This window comes from Mucilaginibacter puniceus (assembly GCF_054783175.1).
This window is the reverse complement of the sequence record NZ_BAAGRB010000001.1, coordinates 265,357-281,946: the sequence shown is the minus strand read 5'-3', so window position 1 is coordinate 281,946 and position 16,590 is coordinate 265,357. Positions and strand designations below refer to the sequence as shown.

Genomic DNA, 16,590 nt, shown 5'->3' with positions numbered 1-16,590 from the left:
CTGACAATATACGATAACCTATTTAACCATTTAAACCATCGGCTGTCCAGCCTGAATAGGATAAATATAACATGACTAAGCCCAATATGATCAGGATGGAAATTTTAATGTAGTTGCCCAGGTCATGTTCTTTTTCATGCGACAAATCACCTTTACCGCATAATTTATAGATGATCCGAATTGCACCACTGACCAATAGCGCAAAAAGGCATATCGCCAGGTAAACCTTGAGTTCATCCATAGTTCTAAGATACGTCTATTTAAAGATAATAGCTATTTACTGTGATTCAATTAATTGGCGCGAAAATTGCTCAAATGGGAATGTTGCAATTCTTAAAATTGTTACGTAGTTTTGACGCGATGAGGTTGTTTAGTTTAATCATGTGTATAATCGTTCTTTCGCTGGGCCTGATGCCCTGCAAGGACAGTAATGCCGTGGCTAAGTCGTATACCAAATATGCTGTAGAAGCGGCACACCATGGATCAAATCCTGTACAGGACGCCTGCTCCCCATTTTGCCATTGCTCTTGTTGCAACACTCCCTCGCTTACCGCGATCAGACCCCTATTATTTTCAATACCATTAGAAGTGGACAATTCCTACCCGGAATTACAAACTTCCAAAATCAAGAACAGGAATTTAGTTATCTGGCAACCGCCGAAATTAATTGCTTAATACCCTTTCGTAAGCATGCTTTTCAGCATGTTAAAGCATTTTAATTAATTTTTATTTCATCAGGTATGGCTCGAAAAAAAAGAGCCCTCCCGAACAAGCATCGTGTTGTTTACTATAACCGTAAGGTTAAACCTAAACCTGCATGGATGCGCATTACCCGTATCATCGGTATGATCATCGTCGTGACCGCCCTGATATTGGCAATGATCGGTATGGCTATGAAGTATTACCACGTGGTAACCAAGCACTAAATTCACATGTTAAATAAGATCATCAATTTTTCCATCAACAATAAGCTGGTCATCGGGCTGTTTACGCTCGCACTGATCGGCTGGGGGATCTATTCCCTCAAGCAGCTACCTATAGACGCCGTTCCGGATATCACGAATAACCAGGTACAGGTGATCACTTTAAGTCCTTCACTTGCTACCCAGGAAGTGGAACGGCTGATCTCTTACCCGGTTGAGCAAACAATGGCGACCATTCCCCGCATCGAGCAGGTTCGTTCACTTTCCCGCTTCGGACTTTCAGTGGTGACCATTGTCTTCCACGATGACGTGGATATCTACTGGGCCAGGCAGCAGGTTAACGAAAAGCTGTCTGAAGCAAAAAACAATATACCGGCCGGATTAGGTAATCCTGAAATTTCACCAATCTCCACCGGGCTCGGCGAGATCTACCAGTACGTCATCCATGCGAAGGAGGGATTTGAAAAGAAATATGACGCGCGCGAGCTGCGCAGCATACAGGATTGGATCGTTCGCCGCCAGTTGTTAGGCACGCCCGGTATAGCCGAGGTAAATAGTTTTGGCGGTTTGCTGAAACAATACGAGATCGCACTGGACCCCGACAAGCTGCGCAGCCTTAATCTGAGCATCAGCGAGGTATTTAATGCGCTGGAGCAGAATAACCAAAACACCGGTGGCGCATATATTGATAAAAAACCTAACGCATACTTTATTCGCAGCGAGGGATTTGTGGGAAATATTGACGACATCAACAAGATCGTTGTTAAAAATAACACGAACGGATTGCCGGTACTGGTCCGCGATATTGCGACGGTCGGCATTAGCAATTCCATCCGTTACGGCGCGCTTACTAGGTCAACTGTTAACAGCGAAGGCGAAGCGGTCGGCGGCATCGTGATGATGCTTAAAGGAGCGAACGCTAACAACGTAGTTAAACAGGTCAAAGAAAAGATCGAACGCATTAATAAAACGCTGCCTGAAGGCGTGACGGTCGAGCCGTTCCTTGACCGCAGCGCATTAGTTGACCGCGCGATAGGCACGGTGGCCAAAAACCTGATCGAAGGGGCGCTCATCGTGATCTTCGTACTCGTTATATTCCTGGGTAATCTGCGAGCAGGCCTGGTGGTTGCTTCGGTTATTCCGTTGGCGATGCTTTTCGCAATTTGTCTCATGAACGTATTCGGCGTTTCAGGGAACCTGATGAGCCTGGGCGCGATAGATTTCGGCCTCATTGTCGATGGCGCGGTCATTATCGTCGAGGCGACCATGCACCTATTGGCGGTCAATAACCCCGGCAGGGCATTTACCCAAAAGGAAATGGATGAGCAGGTAGAACAATCTGCCGGCAGGATGATGAGCGCTGCAGCTTTCGGCCAGATCATTATCCTGATCGTTTATTTACCGATTTTGGCGCTGGTAGGGATTGAAGGCAAAATGTTTGGCCCTATGGCGCAGACCGTTTCCTTTGCGATCTTGGGAGCATTCTTATTGTCCTTGACCTATGTACCGATGGTATCTTCTTTGTTCCTCAGTAAAAATCAGAACCATAAGAAAAATTTTTCCGACCGGATGATGGATGCTATCCATCGCCGTTATCTCCCTATGATCAAAGGCGCGCTAAATAGACGCCTGATCGTTGTGGGCAGCGCGGTGGCTTTGCTGGTTGTCAGCATTATCATTTTTACCCGCATGGGCGGCGAGTTTATCCCAACGCTTGAAGAAGGTGACTTTGCTGTGGAAACCCGCTTGCTGACCGGAAGCTCCCTTTCCCAAACAATAGATAAGGTCAACCAGGCATCACAAATACTGGTTAAAAGGTTTCCCGAAGTGAAGGAGGTGATCGGAAAGATCGGTGCAGCGGAAATCCCAACTGACCCGATGCCGATGGACGCTTGTGACCTTACGGTAATACTAAAGAATAAAAAGGAGTGGAAAACCACGCAAAGCCGGGAAGAACTGGCTAACCTCATGGCCAAAGCGCTGGAAGAAGTTCCCGGTGTTTCTTTTGGCTTTTCTCAGCCCATACAGTTGAGGTCGAATGAGCTGATCTCCGGCGTACGTCAGGATATCGGTATCAAAATATTTGGCGATGATCTCGATGCATTGACGGATCTGTCTAAACAGATCGGCAAGATCGTTGGTTCGGTAAAAGGTGCTAAAGATATTTATTTAGAGCAGGCCACCGGCTTACCGCAGATCGTGGTCAAGATCAACCGGGATAAGATCGCGCAATACGGCTTAAGTGTCGGAACGGTTAACCAGGCGCTCAATACCGCTTTCGCCGGGCAGTCGGCAGGTTTGGTTTATGAGGGCGAGCGTCGTTATGATATGGTGGTCCGACTATCACTGGCCAACAGGCAGGGCATTAATGATGTAAAAAACCTTTATGTGACCGCGCCGAACGGCAACCAGGTTCCCCTGGAACAACTGGCTGACGTTTCCTTCGAGATAGGCCCAAACCAGATACAACGGGAAGATACCAAAAGGCGCATCATAGTCGGCTTGAACGTTCGTGGCCGTGATATCCAAAGCGTCGTGACCGAGATCCAGCAAAAACTGAATGAGCAAATTAAATTCCCGCCGGGATATTACGTAAGCTATGGCGGGCAGTTTGAGAATTTGAAAGAAGCGACCAAGCGCCTTTCAGTAGCAGTACCCGTTGCATTATTGCTGATCATTTTGTTGTTGTATTTCTCTTTCGGGTCGTTCAACCAGTCTTTGCTGATCTTCTCCGCCATTCCAATGGCTGCTATCGGTGGCGTATTCGCATTATTGCTGAGGGGCATGCCTTTCAGTATTTCTGCCGGCGTTGGCTTTATTGCCTTGTTCGGTGTCGCGGTACTTAATGGCATTGTGCTGATCACTGAATTTAACCGCTTGAAAAAGTCGGGTAAAAAAGACCTGAAAGCTATCGTTTTGGAAGGTACTGAAGTGCGTCTGCGGCCAGTATTAATGACCGCCACAGTGGCTTCACTTGGTTTCCTGCCAATGGCCATTTCGACCGCTGCAGGTGCCGAGGTTCAAAAACCGCTGGCAACCGTTGTGATCGGCGGACTTATCACTTCTACCATCTTAACATTAATCGTTTTACCCGTGTTATATACCTATTTCGAAAAATGGCGTGACAAAAAGGTCAAAGCCATTCCGGCTGCTGTTATTGCTTTATTTGTTTTATTTAACTTGCCGGCCAAAGCGCAGACAGTTCCCGCTCAGCCGCTGAATATTCAGCAAGCCATTTCTACTGCCGTTACCAATAATCAAAATGTGCAGTCATCCCGCTTACAGATCACCCAGCAGCAGGCGCTCAAGGGCAGCGCCACGGAATTGGGTAAAACCGACTTCAATATCCAGTACGGACAGATCAACAGTGTAAAAAGGGATAACAATATCAGTATCCAGCAAAACATCCCTTTTCCCGGTCTATACAAAAATCAGCGCGACGTTTACAATGCCAGGATCGGGGCGGCGGAAATCGGCCTGAATGTAACCAAGAACCAGCTGACTTACGAGGTGAGGCAATCTTATACACAGCTGGCCTATTATGTCGCCCTTCAGAAATTGTATTTCAGCCAGGATTCGATCTACAGTGCTTTTCTAAAAGCGGCCGCGCTACGCTATAAAACCGGTGAAACGAACCTGCTGGAAAAAACGACCGCTGAAACGCAATACAACGAGGTTAAAAATCAGATGATGAAAAATCAGTCTGATATCGTAGCGGCCAGGTCGGAACTGAGGCGCTTGCTGAATACCCGGGATAGTATTATCGTTACGCCCGGCCAATTCGTTAAAACGACCGAAGCCATTCCGTATGCCGACAGCAGCATTGTTAAAAACCCCTTATTGGCTTATCAAAAGCAACAGATAGTCATTGCCGATAAGAACATCAACCTGGAAAAGTCCCGATCAGGTCCGGACTTTACGGTCGGTTATTTTAACCAGTCCATCATTGGCGTCCAAAATATTAACGGGCAGGACCGCAACTTTTCCGGTTCCAACCGTTTCCAGGGGGTACAGGCCGGCATTTCAGTGCCACTGTTTTTTAAACCCTACGCGGCGCGGATAAAAGCGGCAAAGATCGACAAGCAGGTTAGTGAATTACAATACAGCCTTTTCCAAACCAATCTGCAAAGCCAGTATCAGCAGGCTTATCAGGATGTGATCAAGAATGCACGAAGCATCGAATATTACGAGAAAAGCGCCCTGCCTAACACCAATCTGATCCTGAAACAAGGCCAGATCGCTTTCCAGAGTGGTGATATCGGTTATATCGAATTCGCTCAGGCGCTGCGGACTTATTCTGAGATCAGGTTCAATTACCTGCAAGCTATTAACCAGTACAATCAATCCGTTTACACGCTACAATACCTTATCGGTTTATAATCAAAGACATGAAAATTAACATTAAAAACATAGGAAGACTGGCTATCATTTTAGCCCTGCCATTTATGATCAGTTCTTGCGGCAGCAAGCCGGCCGAAGATACAGAGACAAAGGCTAAACCGGATACCGCACACAAAGAAGATAAGAACACGGTGGAAGTTACCGCCGCCCAGTATCGGGCCATCGGTATATCTATGGGCTCTACAGAATTGAAAGGCCTCGCCGGGCTTTTAAAAGTAAATGGCTTTATTGATGTACCGCCGCAGAACCTGGTTAGCGTAACTACGCAAATGGGCGGGATCATTAAATCCACACCCTTATTACAAGGCAGCAGCGTGAACAAAGGTGAAGTGATCGCCGTATTGCAAAACCAGGACTACGTACAGCTGCAACAGGATTATCTGGAAAGCAAAAGCCAACTGGAGCTTAGTGATTCAGAATATAAAAGACAGCAGGAATTAGCTAAGCAAAATGTCAACTCGCAGAAGGTATTACAGCAAGCCAAAGCCCAGTACCAGACCATGCTGGCACGGGAAAATGCTTTAAAGCAACGCCTGCGTTTGATCAATATCAGCCCGGAGAGCCTGACCGCCGGAAACATCCGCAGTTCCATTAATATCTATGCGCCGATCAGCGGTTATGTGACTAAGGTGAATGTCAATACCGGCAAATTCATTAACCCTAATGATGTGATGTTCGAGATCGTGAACAGTTCCAACCTGCACGTAGAGCTGAACGTTTTTGAAAAGGATGCGGAGAAAGTTAAGCCAGGCCAACGGGTACGCTTCAATCTTTCCAATGATTCGACCGACAGGGTGGCTATCGTCCAGTTAGTTGGCCGCGAGATCAATACTGACAAAACGGTTACGGTACACGCCATCGCCAAGGGCAGCATCAAATTCATTCCGGGAACTTACCTAAAAGCTTTTATCGAAACCGGAAGCAGCCAGGTAACCGCCTTGCCGGAAACGGCCATAGTCGATTATCAGGGCAAGAAATATGTCTTCGCGCATTCCCCTGTAAAAAAGATCAATGGTCACCAGCATGAAAAGGATGAACCCGAAAGTGTAAAGGAAGCCGCCGGGGAATCTTTTCACTTTGAAATGGTGGAAGTGACGACCGGAATTTCTGATGGTGGATTTACAGAAGTGCAATTACCGCAGGACCTGGAGCTGAAAGGCCGCATCGTGCTGAAGGGAGCTTATGACCTGCTATCCAAAATGAAGAATAGCGAAGAAGAAGAATAAAACGCCATGATGGGCCTGTTTAAATACTTAATACCAAAAACTATGAAAAAGAAAGTTAATGCAACGCCGGCCGTAAAGGAACAACCGGTTAAGAAAAAAGCAGGCCCTGCTGCTGACAGCAAAAAAAAGGGCGAGCCTGAAGAAAAAGACGAATCAAAAACCGGGCATGAACACAAAGGCGATGACCATGACCACGAGGAAGAAGAAGGTCACGACCACGAGCATGGCGGGATCTTCGGGAAAAACACGGAGATGATCTTCGCCATTATCTGCGGCGTTGCGCTTGGCGCTGGCTGGGGATTGTCTTTTATCAGTGGCCTGCCAAGCTGGGTAAGCTTAGCCTTATATCTGACCGCTTATTTCTTTGGCGGATTTTTTACCGCCAAGGAAGCAGTGGAAACTATTCTTAAAGGCGGTTTTGAAATCGACTTTTTAATGCTTGTCGCGGCCATCGGTGCAGGGATACTTGGTGCCTGGGTGGAAGGGGCATTATTGCTGTTCCTGTTCAGCCTCGGACATTCCCTGGAGCATTACGCGATGGGCAAAGCACGCAAATCTATCGCGGCGCTGACCAGTCTTGCTCCGCCGACCGCGCTCGTTTCGAGAGACGGCAAACAGGAAGAAGTTCGTATTGAGGAATTGGTATTAGGCGATATTATTATCATTAAACCGAACAGCAAAATACCTGCTGACGGCGTCGTGGTCAAGGGCGAAGGAAGCGTGAACCAGGCCCCCATTACCGGGGAAAGTGTGCCGGTTGACAAATCGCCGGTACCTGATGCCAGTAAGGATTTCAGTAATGAAGCCAGTATCAAGCCACAATACCGTGTATTCGCGGGTACGATCAACGGCGCTTCCGCTTTAGAGGTCAAGGTGATCAAAGAGGCCAAAGATTCTACCATCAGCCGTTTAGTTAAAATGGTGAACGAGGCGGAAAAGCAAAAGTCACCGACCCAACTGTTTACCGATAAGTTTGAGAAATTCTTTGTACCGGCGGTACTGATCCTGGTAGTAGCCTTGTGCTTTGCCTATCTGGTGATCGATGAGCCTTTTGCCAAGAGCTTTTACCGCGCAATGTCGGTACTGGTTGCGGCCAGTCCTTGTGCACTTGCCATATCAACGCCAAGTGCGGTACTCGCCGGGGTTGCACGCGCCGCCCGTGGTGGTGTACTGATCAAAGGCGGCAGGCCTCTGGAGGACCTTGGTTCCCTGAATGCCATAGCTTTCGACAAGACCGGTACTTTAACGGAAGGGAAACCGCAGTTGACCAACGCGCTGCCTTTCGATAAGATCACGGAAGAAGAATTGCTGACGCTGGCCGTAGCGGTCGAAAAGCTAAGCGACCATCCGCTGGCCGAAGCCATCGTTTTGGGTGCCATGGAAAAGTTAAAAAAAGCGCATATACCGGAAGCGCATAATGTAAAAGGTATTACCGGGCGAGGTGTTCAGGCCGAAGTTGGCGGTAAAAAAGTGCTCATCGGCAACAAAGCCCTGTTCGAAAAAAATATACCTGATGGACTTTTAAAACAGGTGGAAGATCTTGAAAAGGAAGGCCATACGACCATGCTGGTCAAACGGGACAAGGATTTTATCGGCTTGCTGTCCTTAATGGATGTACCGCGCAAGGAAGCCAAACATGTGCTTTCGGAACTGAGCAGCCTGGGCATTAAGAAAATGGTTATGCTGACCGGCGATAACCAGCAGGTGGCAGACGCGGTCGCCAAACAGATCGGCATTACCGAAGCCTGGGGCGACCTGATGCCGGAAGATAAAGTGAAGGCTGTTCAAAAGCTGGACAAGTCAGAAAAAATGGTGGCCATGATCGGCGACGGGGTGAATGACGCGCCGGCTATGGCTAAAAGTACCGTCGGTATCGCCATGGGCGCAGCCGGTTCGGATGTGGCACTGGAAACGGCGGATATAGCCCTGATGGGGGACAAGCTGGAAAGCCTGCCGTTTGCAATCGGATTGAGCCGTAAGGCCAAAGGGATCATCAAACAAAATCTTTGGATCAGCCTGGGTATGGTTGCGGTTTTAATCCCGCTGACCGTATTAGGTATAGCCTCGATCGGCCCGGCGGTGATCGCGCATGAAGGTTCTACCCTGTTGGTAGTGTTTAACGCTTTGCGCCTGCTGGCTTATGATAGCGCTCATAAAAATGTAGCTAAGACTAAAAAACGAAAGGATGCTTAAAAAGGTAAAAAAGTTCTTTGGTGCCTTAGGCCCCGGGATCGTAACAGGAGCAAGTGACGATGATCCGTCAGGCATTGCCACCTATTCTCAGGCGGGTGCCAAATATGGCATGGCAACACTCTGGACAGTGCTGGTCACTTTTCCGCTTATGGCGGCTATCCAGGAAATGTGCGCACGGATCGGTCTCATCACTTCGGCCGGGCTGACCACCACCCTGAAGCAGCATTACGGCAAACCGGTGCTTTACCTGATGCTAATATTCAGCGTACCTGCCATTATTTTGAACATCGGGGCGGATATTGCCGCTATGGGTGCTGTCGCGAACTTGTTGGTGCCTTCCGTGCCGCCAATTTACTTTAGCATACTTTTTACAGGGCTGCTACTGTTCTTTATCGTCTACCTTCCTTATCAAAAGTTAGCCGCGGTATTAAAATACCTGTGCCTGACGCTGCTGCTTTATATAGCGGTACCATTCTTTACCAAACCCGACTGGGGTGAGGTGTTAAAACAGACCGTAGTGCCTACCATCAAATGGGATAAAGATTTCATTGGCGTATTGGTCGCTATCCTGGGTACCACCATCTCTCCCTATCTTTTTTTCTGGCAAACGGCCATGGAAGCCGAGGATGTGAAAGCAGTTAAAAGGCAAGTCATGATCAATAAGCGATTACTTACCTTAAGCGATGATTTTCCGGATAACGGGGAGAAAAGGGAAAAACGCCTGCTGACCATGCTGATCCAAAAGATGAGCATCGATGTGAATCTCGGCATGTTCCTGTCTAACCTGATCATGTTTTTCACGATCCTGGCTACCGGTACGGCACTTTATAGTCACGGTGTCAGAAACATAGCTAGTGGAACAGGCGGCCAAAGCCCTCGAACCGGTGGCCGGCAAACTCTCCTACCTGCTGTTCGCGGTTGGCATCATTGGAACGGGTTTTCTGGCTATTCCCGTATTGAGCGGTTCCTTATCCTATATCGTAACAGAAACATTTGGCCTGAAAGGCAGTCTGGATAAGAAGTTCAAACAAGCAAAAGCCTTTTATGCGATCCTGATCGTTTCCGTTTTACTGGGATTGAGCATTAATTATTTTGGGATCAACCCGGTCGATGCGCTTTTATACACCGCCATACTTTACGGAGTCACCTGTCCGGTCATCATTGCCATCGTATTGCATATTGCCAACAACAAAGACATTATGGGTGATTACACGAATAAATGGCTGTCGAATACGCTGGGCGGACTATGCCTGCTGGTCATGACCATAGGTGCCGGATTTTTGATCTACCTGCAATTCTGGAAATAACATGAAAGCGATCAATCTGGAATTCCCCGTTATATTAGTTGGCCTGGTTTTTTTAGGCCTGGTCACTTTTACCTGTCTGGCGAATACGGCGGTGACCTCGCAGTTAACGGCGTTTAACCAACATATAGGATCGGCTATCAATAATGCCCGGTTTTCCTTAATGGATACGCTATCTCCGCATATCGGCAGTTTTTATTTCTGGATACCGTTCTATTGTTGCCTGATCTTATTGTTAGCTGGTTTCGACCGGGTGAAATTCTTAAGAACCTTCCTGTTTTTCACAGCCTATCTGTTGATAGCCGGTTTTTGCACCTGGCTGTTAAATTTAATGGGCTCACGATTTTTACCCGAAAGTAGTACAAACTTTCACTATAACTACAGTGGCCTGGCAATGGACCGTTCGCTGATCTGCATAAATGCGACGCTTTCCTTTGGCGCAGCAATTTTCATTTCCCTGTTTTTAGACAGAAGGTTTACCGTTATTAAAGCGGCGTTGCTGCTTTTTAGCCTGGTGATCATCTATAATCTGATCTACCTCGGGGGCGACCTGCCTGTCACTTTATTGCTGGGCATGGTAGCCGGCGTAGCGACTGCATTGCTCTGCAAATCCTGGTTTAAAAGGCTTAGCGACGAATTAACGATCAACAAATTTATAGCATCATGACTTCCAAAGAAATATTGTTTTCCGTCATTCCGGTATTGCTGCTTTGTTCCGGCGGGCTCATTGCCTTATACCGTCCGCCCGGTTCAGCCCTGAAAAGCTTCGTGCTTCACTTTGCGGCGGGGGTGGTTTTCTCTGTAGTGGCCGTTGAGCTATTACCGGACATGATCAAAATTCATGATGCCAAATCTATTATCATAGGCTTTACCTCTGGCATTACAGCCATGCTGCTGATCAAACATTATACGGAAAAATTAGCGGTTAAAGAAAGTGCAACTTCAGAAGCTAAAGGCTTACCGTGGGGTATCTTGACCGCTATCGGAGTTGATCTGCTGCTGGATGGTATCCTGTTGGGAATAGGTTTCGCGGCCGGTGCCAAAGAGGGTGTTCTACTGGCATTAGCATTAGCGCTGGAATGTTTTTCCTTGGGAATGGCTACCGTAACGACCCTGCTGGGTTCAGCCCTATCCAGGAAAACGGTCACCATTATCCTGCTTGTTTTAAGCGTGCTGTTCATCATCGGTGCGCTGATCGGCTTATTATTATTACATGCAGCAGGAGACAAGGTCCTGGAACTGATCCTTTCCTTCGGTTCAGCGGCTCTTTTATTCCTGGTAACAGAAGAACTGCTGGTAGAGGCGCATGAGGAACGGGATTCTCCCATATTTACCGGAGCATTCTTTGGCGGGTTTTTAATTTTCATGATCCTGGGCATGGTCATATAACAACATCATGGCGAAAAAAAATAAATTCAATATTTATCTGATGGATGCCCATCACAAACTATATGTGTCGCTGGTAGTGGCCGCCATATTATTTATGCTGCTGATCGGCCGTTTTTCCGGCCCTATTCATTTTATGATCACCTGGCTGGCTTATGCCGCTACGTCACTAACGCTATCAGGCCTGACCATTTTCAATATACACCCGGCAGAGATCAGCCGTGAGGCACATGACCAGGATTCGAGCCGGACACTTGTTTTTGGTTTTGCGTTACTGGCCTCGCTGGCAAGCCTTTTTGCGATCCTGATCCTGCTGAAAAGCACTGCTGCGGGGGATAAAGAGCAAATGACCGGGCAAATATTATTGTCACTGGCTTCAGTAGTAAGCTCCTGGGTGCTGGTGCATACCATCTTCACCTTCAGGTATGCGCATTTTTTTTACTGCGATATCGATAAGGATGCCGACGGAAAAAATCCTAAGCCCGGCGGGTTGCAGTTTCCGGAGGAGGATAAGCCCGATTATCTGGACTTCTGTTATTTTTCTTTTGTGATCGGTATGACCTTCCAGGTCTCCGATGTGCAGATCACCTCAAAAAGGATCAGACGGCTGGCGCTTATGCATGGCCTGCTCTCCTTTGGGTTTAATACCATTATTGTAGCACTCAGCATTAATGTCGTTGCCGGCTTAATGCAAAAATAGATCAACTTATGAAATGGACGAACGCAGACTACCCTTATGAAATGAACGACCTGGAACCGCATGTCAGGGAAAAGGCGATTGAGATCGCTAACCAATTGAGAGATGAAAGAGTTGTCTCTGAATTGAATATTGTTTCGGAGGCGATCAAACGCGCGCAGGAATGGTTTTTAGAAATGGAAGGGTAATATGAAGATTGAATTTAAAGCATCTACAGAGGAGGGCTTGAACAAATACCTATTTGTAAAACAGCCTGATGAAAGCCGGGAAGGCGAAAACGCGCATATTAGTTTTCATCATTACCTGCTTTTAGCAAGCCGCCTGACCGAGGGAAAGTCCTGTTTTGTGCTGACCCGGTATTCGCCCTACTTAAAGGAAGTGCTTACGGGAGTTCAATCAACGGATTGGCATTATAATGTGATCGCAGACGATTTTCAGGGTCTGGGTGCTGACCTGGGGTTTAGTCTTTCGCACAAGTTGACTAACGGCAATTCGGTTAAAGAGCAAAGCGCTTACTTCCCTTTAAGGGACCTGTTGACCTTGCGAAGTTTTCCGGAAGATACCTTTGGGGACAAATCATCGCACGTTAGCATATTCGCTTTAAAACCCGGAACAACGGAAGATATCCGGTCATTTTTAAATGCAAAAAGAGCCCCTTACCTACCTGAGCTTTTACTTGGAAATGAACTTTTTATACATATTTCCTGCAGCAAATCATCCGGTTACTATGATACAATTTTAATAAAATCAGTTCAAAGCCTGGCATCAGTAATCACGGTGACCAGTACCTAATTATAAAGTTAAAATGGGAATAAACACTGAAAGCGAATGGACAATCGTCCTGAAATTATTACTGGCCGTTTTCCTTGGTGGGGTTGTTGGCCTCGACAGGGAAAAACATGGCAGGAGTGCCGGCATCCGGACTTACGCCGCGGTTTGCCTGGGTGCCACATTATTCACGGCGATTGGTGAACATTTGGGTGATTTGGCTGCCGCATCCAGGATAATAGCAAATATTTTGGTGGGTATTGGGTTTTTAGGTGCGGGGATCATTTATAAAAATGACGTGACCAATAGCTCAAACGGGTTAACCACAGCCGCTACTATTTGGTGCACTGCCGGAATAGGTGTGGCAGTAGGCATGAATATGCTGATCATCGCTTTTGTAGCAACAGGGGCACTATACGCATTACTTGCGCTTCATCATCAAAGCTGGTATACTAACTGGAAGAAAAAGATGCACGCTAAACACGGAACTGAAAAAAACGACGAGGAATAACCATGGAAATAGTAATCATGATCGTCCAGTTCATGCTGGGCATTTCGTTAATGGTGACCGTTCATGAATTGGGACATTTCCTGGCTGCAAGAGCCATTGGCATAAAAGTGAAAAAATTCTATTTGTTTTTTGACACCTTCGGCTGGCGCCTGTTTCGCTTTCATTACAAAGGCACCGAATTTGGAATTGGCTGGTTACCCATTGGCGGGTATATACGGATGATAGGTACTATCGCCGATGATGAGAATGAGCCGGATGAAGATGTTAACGTCCCTACGACCCAACGCTATTATTCAAAACCGGTTTGGCAGCGCATGATAGTTATGTCAGCCGGAATTTTGATGAATCTTTTGCTTGCCTTAGTCATTTATTGCAGCCTTTTCTTGTATTACGGGCGAAATCAGATCACAGGTCTTGGCAGCAGTTTTACGATCCTTCCCGGGGAACTCGGAATTCAAGCAGGCCTTCAGCCGGGAGATCAGGTAACCGCGATCAATGCCGATTCATTGCTTTATGAAGACGAATTGCTTAGTACTCATTTAATGCATGGCAATACGGTACTTTCCATTGTTCGGAAACATGGCAACGAACGGGTGCACTTGCATGTAGCGGTTTCCCCAAAGATCATGCAGCTGGTAGCTGATAAAGGCTTAACCCAGTTCTTCTCCATTAAAGCAGGGTTTAAAATCGATTCCGTATATACCAATCTCGATCTACGGAAGAATACTGCATTTAAAAATGCGCATATCATTGCATTGAATGGTGATTCCGTGCGAACCTATAATGATTTTATCATCCGTCTGAAGGAGAATAAGCAACGGCAATTATATCTGACGGTCATTCATGATGGAAAAACCAATACCATGCTGGCCCATCGTGACAAGGATGGTCATATTGGCTTTAGTCTTGATAGCAAGCTGCCATCCTATAAACCGGAAAGTATTAATATCAGCCAATCCCTGACTGCAGGTTCGTCCAAAGTTTGGAACACCATCAGTGAAAACACCAAAGGATTAAGCCAGATAGTTAAAGGGGAAGTTAAAGTGAAGGATGGGTTACTTGGACCTATAAGGATCGCCGGCCTTTTCAGCAGCCATTTCGATGGAAAACGATTTTGGAGCTTGGTCGCCTTATTATCGACAGGACTTGGCCTGATCAACCTCCTTCCTCTGGCTCCCCTTGATGGTGGAGTTATGGCGGTCATATTTTGGGAAGCATTAACCGGAAAAAAAGCCAGCCGAAACTTTTGGGCAGGGTTTTACCTGTCAGGCCTGTTGTTTGTTATTCTGCTTTCGGCTTATATTCTTTTCAATGATATTCGTTCAATAACCTAACCTGATTAACAATGCTAACAGAATTGATCAAACAGATAGAGAGCCATGTGACCGGTCTATTATTACACCAGTTACCGTCGGGCATGTTCTACCACAATATCAACCACACCCGCCAAATGGTGGCAGCTGTAGCCGAGTTATCCGGCCAGATGCTGTTTAACGAATGGGAACGCCATATTTTACAGGCATCGGCCTGGTTCCATGATAGTGGTTATTGTTACAGCTATGATGGCCATGAGGCGATCAGTATGACTTTGGCCGGTGATTTTTTAAGAGAAAAAGGCGTAAAGGACAATTTTATTCATTCCGTTAATGAATGCATCAGGGCTACCAAAATGCCCCAACATCCTACCTCGGCCATGCAGAGTGTGATGTGCGATGCAGATATGCGTCACCTTTCATTACCTGATTACGAATTGAAGTCGGCCAGTTTACGTCAGGAGTGGGCAGTTCATTTGAAGAGGGACTTTAGCGAAAAGGATTGGCATCGCCAGAATCTTGAATTTTTGACCAGCCATCGTTACTTCACCACCCCAGCCAGGTCATTTTGGGAACCACAAAAAATTTTAAATATTAATTATTTAAGACTATTGCTTAACGAATAAGATATGAAACAGATGCGCCTGATCTTATTGGTATTCTTTTTTTACACAAGCGTTGGCTTTGCTCAAATAGCAGACAAGCAAGTGCAAGTGATAAGTTATCTTGAAGCCCTTCAAAATACTGCTGATTCCCTGTTAAAAAATACACCCCGAAAAGAGTCAGGTGAATCGTATTTCAATATTTCGGATGTCTTATATGCTAAAGCACGTCAAATAACAACACAAGAGGTATTCCGTCAAAGGGATATGGCAAACTCAGGATTTATGGTGACGATGCAGCAATTGCTAAAAAAGCTTCAGGCCGATCTGTATAAGGATAAGCCAGCTTTAGCCAATCTTGATATACCTGATAATTTGGGTATAACAGTAAAGGCAGCACTGACCAATTTTTTCCGCATTCAACCACCTTTAGGCCTTGAACAGGATCAGCGCTATGCATGGGTAATGATTCAGGTCTTTGAAAATCTCGACCAGATATCAGTAGGTCTTTTACAAGAGCGGCTCACTGCTGAACTCCGAAAAAGTATCCTGCAACGTTTGGTAGTACAGCAAAATATTATCAGTCGATTAAAGCAATATCAGAAAACTAACTAATACAGATCCAGAAAAATTCCGGTTTGCCGGACGGCGGTCTGATAAAAACCAAAATACAAAATGAAGAATCACGAGTATATGACCGCCGAAATCCGGGAGCATCTGGAAGCAACGCAAACACTAACCGAAACAGTTTTTTTAGATAAAATAGAACAGGCTGCTGCTATGATCATTGACACGATCAATAATGGTAAAAAACTACTGCTGTTTGGAAATGGTGGCAGCGCAAGTGATGCCCAGCACATTGCAGCAGAATTTACAGGCCGTTATGTGAGGGAGCGGCGCGGCTTGCCCGCTATTGCGCTGACAACGGATACTTCTGCGCTTACGGCGATAGGAAATGACTATGGATTTGCCGCCGTTTTTGCACGACAAGTGGAAGCATTGGCCCAGGAAGGTGATCTGGTGATCGGTATATCCACAAGCGGGAATAGTGAAAATGTGGTTGCCGGATTATTCGAAGCTAAAAACAGGGGTTGCCGTCTGATTGGGCTATCCGGGGCGGACGGTGGTATGGTATCGGTTATTTGCGACGTTACCTTAAATGTTAATAGCAAGGTTACAGCGCGTGTACAGGAAATGCATATCCTGGTGGGACATTTATTATGCAGCGCAACAGACAGAATGTTCGCACCGGCAGATAAACCCTAA

General features: G+C 46.5%; 16 protein-coding genes and 1 pseudogene. 16 read left to right on the top strand and 1 reads right to left on the bottom strand.

Features of this window, described 5'->3' with window-relative positions:
* Nucleotides 1-22: 22 nt before the first annotated feature.
* Nucleotides 23-241, bottom strand: coding sequence for a hypothetical protein (locus ACYVJ6_RS01300; protein ID WP_166584076.1), 219 nt, complete (start codon nucleotides 239-241; stop codon nucleotides 23-25).
* Nucleotides 242-315: 74 nt separating this feature from the next.
* Here ACYVJ6_RS01300 and ACYVJ6_RS01295 point away from each other — a divergent pair, with 74 nt between their 5' ends.
* From ACYVJ6_RS01295 to ACYVJ6_RS01220, 16 genes and pseudogenes are all read left to right on the top strand, one after another.
* Nucleotides 316-675, top strand: coding sequence for a DUF6660 family protein (locus tag ACYVJ6_RS01295; protein ID WP_460693289.1), 360 nt, complete (start codon nucleotides 316-318; stop codon nucleotides 673-675).
* A 65-nt stretch (nucleotides 676-740) separates the two neighbouring features.
* Nucleotides 741-926 carry a hypothetical protein gene (locus tag ACYVJ6_RS01290; RefSeq protein WP_166584077.1) on the top strand — a complete coding sequence of 62 codons (186 nt, stop codon included), beginning with the start codon at nucleotides 741-743 and terminating at the stop codon, nucleotides 924-926.
* 6 nt (nucleotides 927-932) lie between these two features.
* A complete protein-coding gene (locus ACYVJ6_RS01285) occupies nucleotides 933-5,303 on the top strand; it encodes a CusA/CzcA family heavy metal efflux RND transporter (RefSeq protein WP_460692228.1) in 4,371 nt (1,456 codons plus the stop codon).
* 8 nt (nucleotides 5,304-5,311) lie between these two features.
* Nucleotides 5,312-6,550 (top strand): efflux RND transporter periplasmic adaptor subunit, encoded by a 1,239-nt coding sequence (locus ACYVJ6_RS01280; RefSeq protein ID WP_460692227.1) that lies wholly within the window; start codon nucleotides 5,312-5,314, stop codon nucleotides 6,548-6,550.
* A 42-nt stretch (nucleotides 6,551-6,592) separates the two neighbouring features.
* Nucleotides 6,593-8,743, top strand: coding sequence for a heavy metal translocating P-type ATPase (locus ACYVJ6_RS01275; RefSeq protein WP_460692226.1), 2,151 nt, complete (start codon nucleotides 6,593-6,595; stop codon nucleotides 8,741-8,743).
* Nucleotides 8,736-10,050: pseudogene (locus ACYVJ6_RS01270) on the top strand (Nramp family divalent metal transporter). The gene ACYVJ6_RS01275 and the pseudogene ACYVJ6_RS01270 overlap by 8 nt, the downstream one beginning before the upstream one ends.
* Before the next feature lies 1 nt (nucleotide 10,051).
* Nucleotides 10,052-10,714: a hypothetical protein gene (locus tag ACYVJ6_RS01265; RefSeq protein ID WP_460692225.1), complete on the top strand. Its 663-nt coding sequence runs from the start codon at nucleotides 10,052-10,054 to the stop codon at nucleotides 10,712-10,714.
* Nucleotides 10,711-11,436 carry a ZIP family metal transporter gene (locus tag ACYVJ6_RS01260; protein WP_460692224.1) on the top strand — a complete coding sequence of 242 codons (726 nt, stop codon included), beginning with the start codon at nucleotides 10,711-10,713 and terminating at the stop codon, nucleotides 11,434-11,436. The genes ACYVJ6_RS01265 and ACYVJ6_RS01260 overlap by 4 nt, the downstream gene beginning before the upstream one ends.
* 40 nt (nucleotides 11,437-11,476) lie before the next feature.
* Complete coding sequence (locus ACYVJ6_RS01255; protein ID WP_460692223.1) at nucleotides 11,477-12,133, top strand: DUF1345 domain-containing protein; 657 nt, start codon at nucleotides 11,477-11,479, stop codon at nucleotides 12,131-12,133.
* Nucleotides 12,134-12,174: 41 nt separating this feature from the next.
* On the top strand, nucleotides 12,175-12,318 hold the full coding sequence (locus tag ACYVJ6_RS01250; RefSeq protein WP_460692222.1) for a hypothetical protein: 144 nt from the start codon (nucleotides 12,175-12,177) through the stop codon (nucleotides 12,316-12,318).
* 1 nt (nucleotide 12,319) lies between these two features.
* Nucleotides 12,320-12,922, top strand: coding sequence for a hypothetical protein (locus ACYVJ6_RS01245; RefSeq protein WP_166584085.1), 603 nt, complete (start codon nucleotides 12,320-12,322; stop codon nucleotides 12,920-12,922).
* A gap of 13 nt (nucleotides 12,923-12,935) precedes the next feature.
* Complete coding sequence (locus tag ACYVJ6_RS01240) at nucleotides 12,936-13,409, top strand: MgtC/SapB family protein (protein ID WP_166584086.1); 474 nt, start codon at nucleotides 12,936-12,938, stop codon at nucleotides 13,407-13,409.
* A gap of 2 nt (nucleotides 13,410-13,411) precedes the next feature.
* Nucleotides 13,412-14,743 carry an RIP metalloprotease RseP gene (gene rseP / locus ACYVJ6_RS01235; RefSeq protein ID WP_460692221.1) on the top strand — a complete coding sequence of 444 codons (1,332 nt, stop codon included), beginning with the start codon at nucleotides 13,412-13,414 and terminating at the stop codon, nucleotides 14,741-14,743.
* Between the two features lie 11 nt (nucleotides 14,744-14,754).
* Nucleotides 14,755-15,348 (top strand): HD domain-containing protein, encoded by a 594-nt coding sequence (locus ACYVJ6_RS01230; protein ID WP_460692220.1) that lies wholly within the window; start codon nucleotides 14,755-14,757, stop codon nucleotides 15,346-15,348.
* Between the two features lie 3 nt (nucleotides 15,349-15,351).
* Nucleotides 15,352-15,939, top strand: a complete 588-nt coding sequence (locus tag ACYVJ6_RS01225) for a hypothetical protein (RefSeq protein ID WP_166584089.1) — start codon at nucleotides 15,352-15,354, stop codon at nucleotides 15,937-15,939.
* A 60-nt stretch (nucleotides 15,940-15,999) separates the two neighbouring features.
* Nucleotides 16,000-16,590, top strand: coding sequence for a D-sedoheptulose 7-phosphate isomerase (locus tag ACYVJ6_RS01220; RefSeq protein ID WP_166584090.1), 591 nt, complete (start codon nucleotides 16,000-16,002; stop codon nucleotides 16,588-16,590).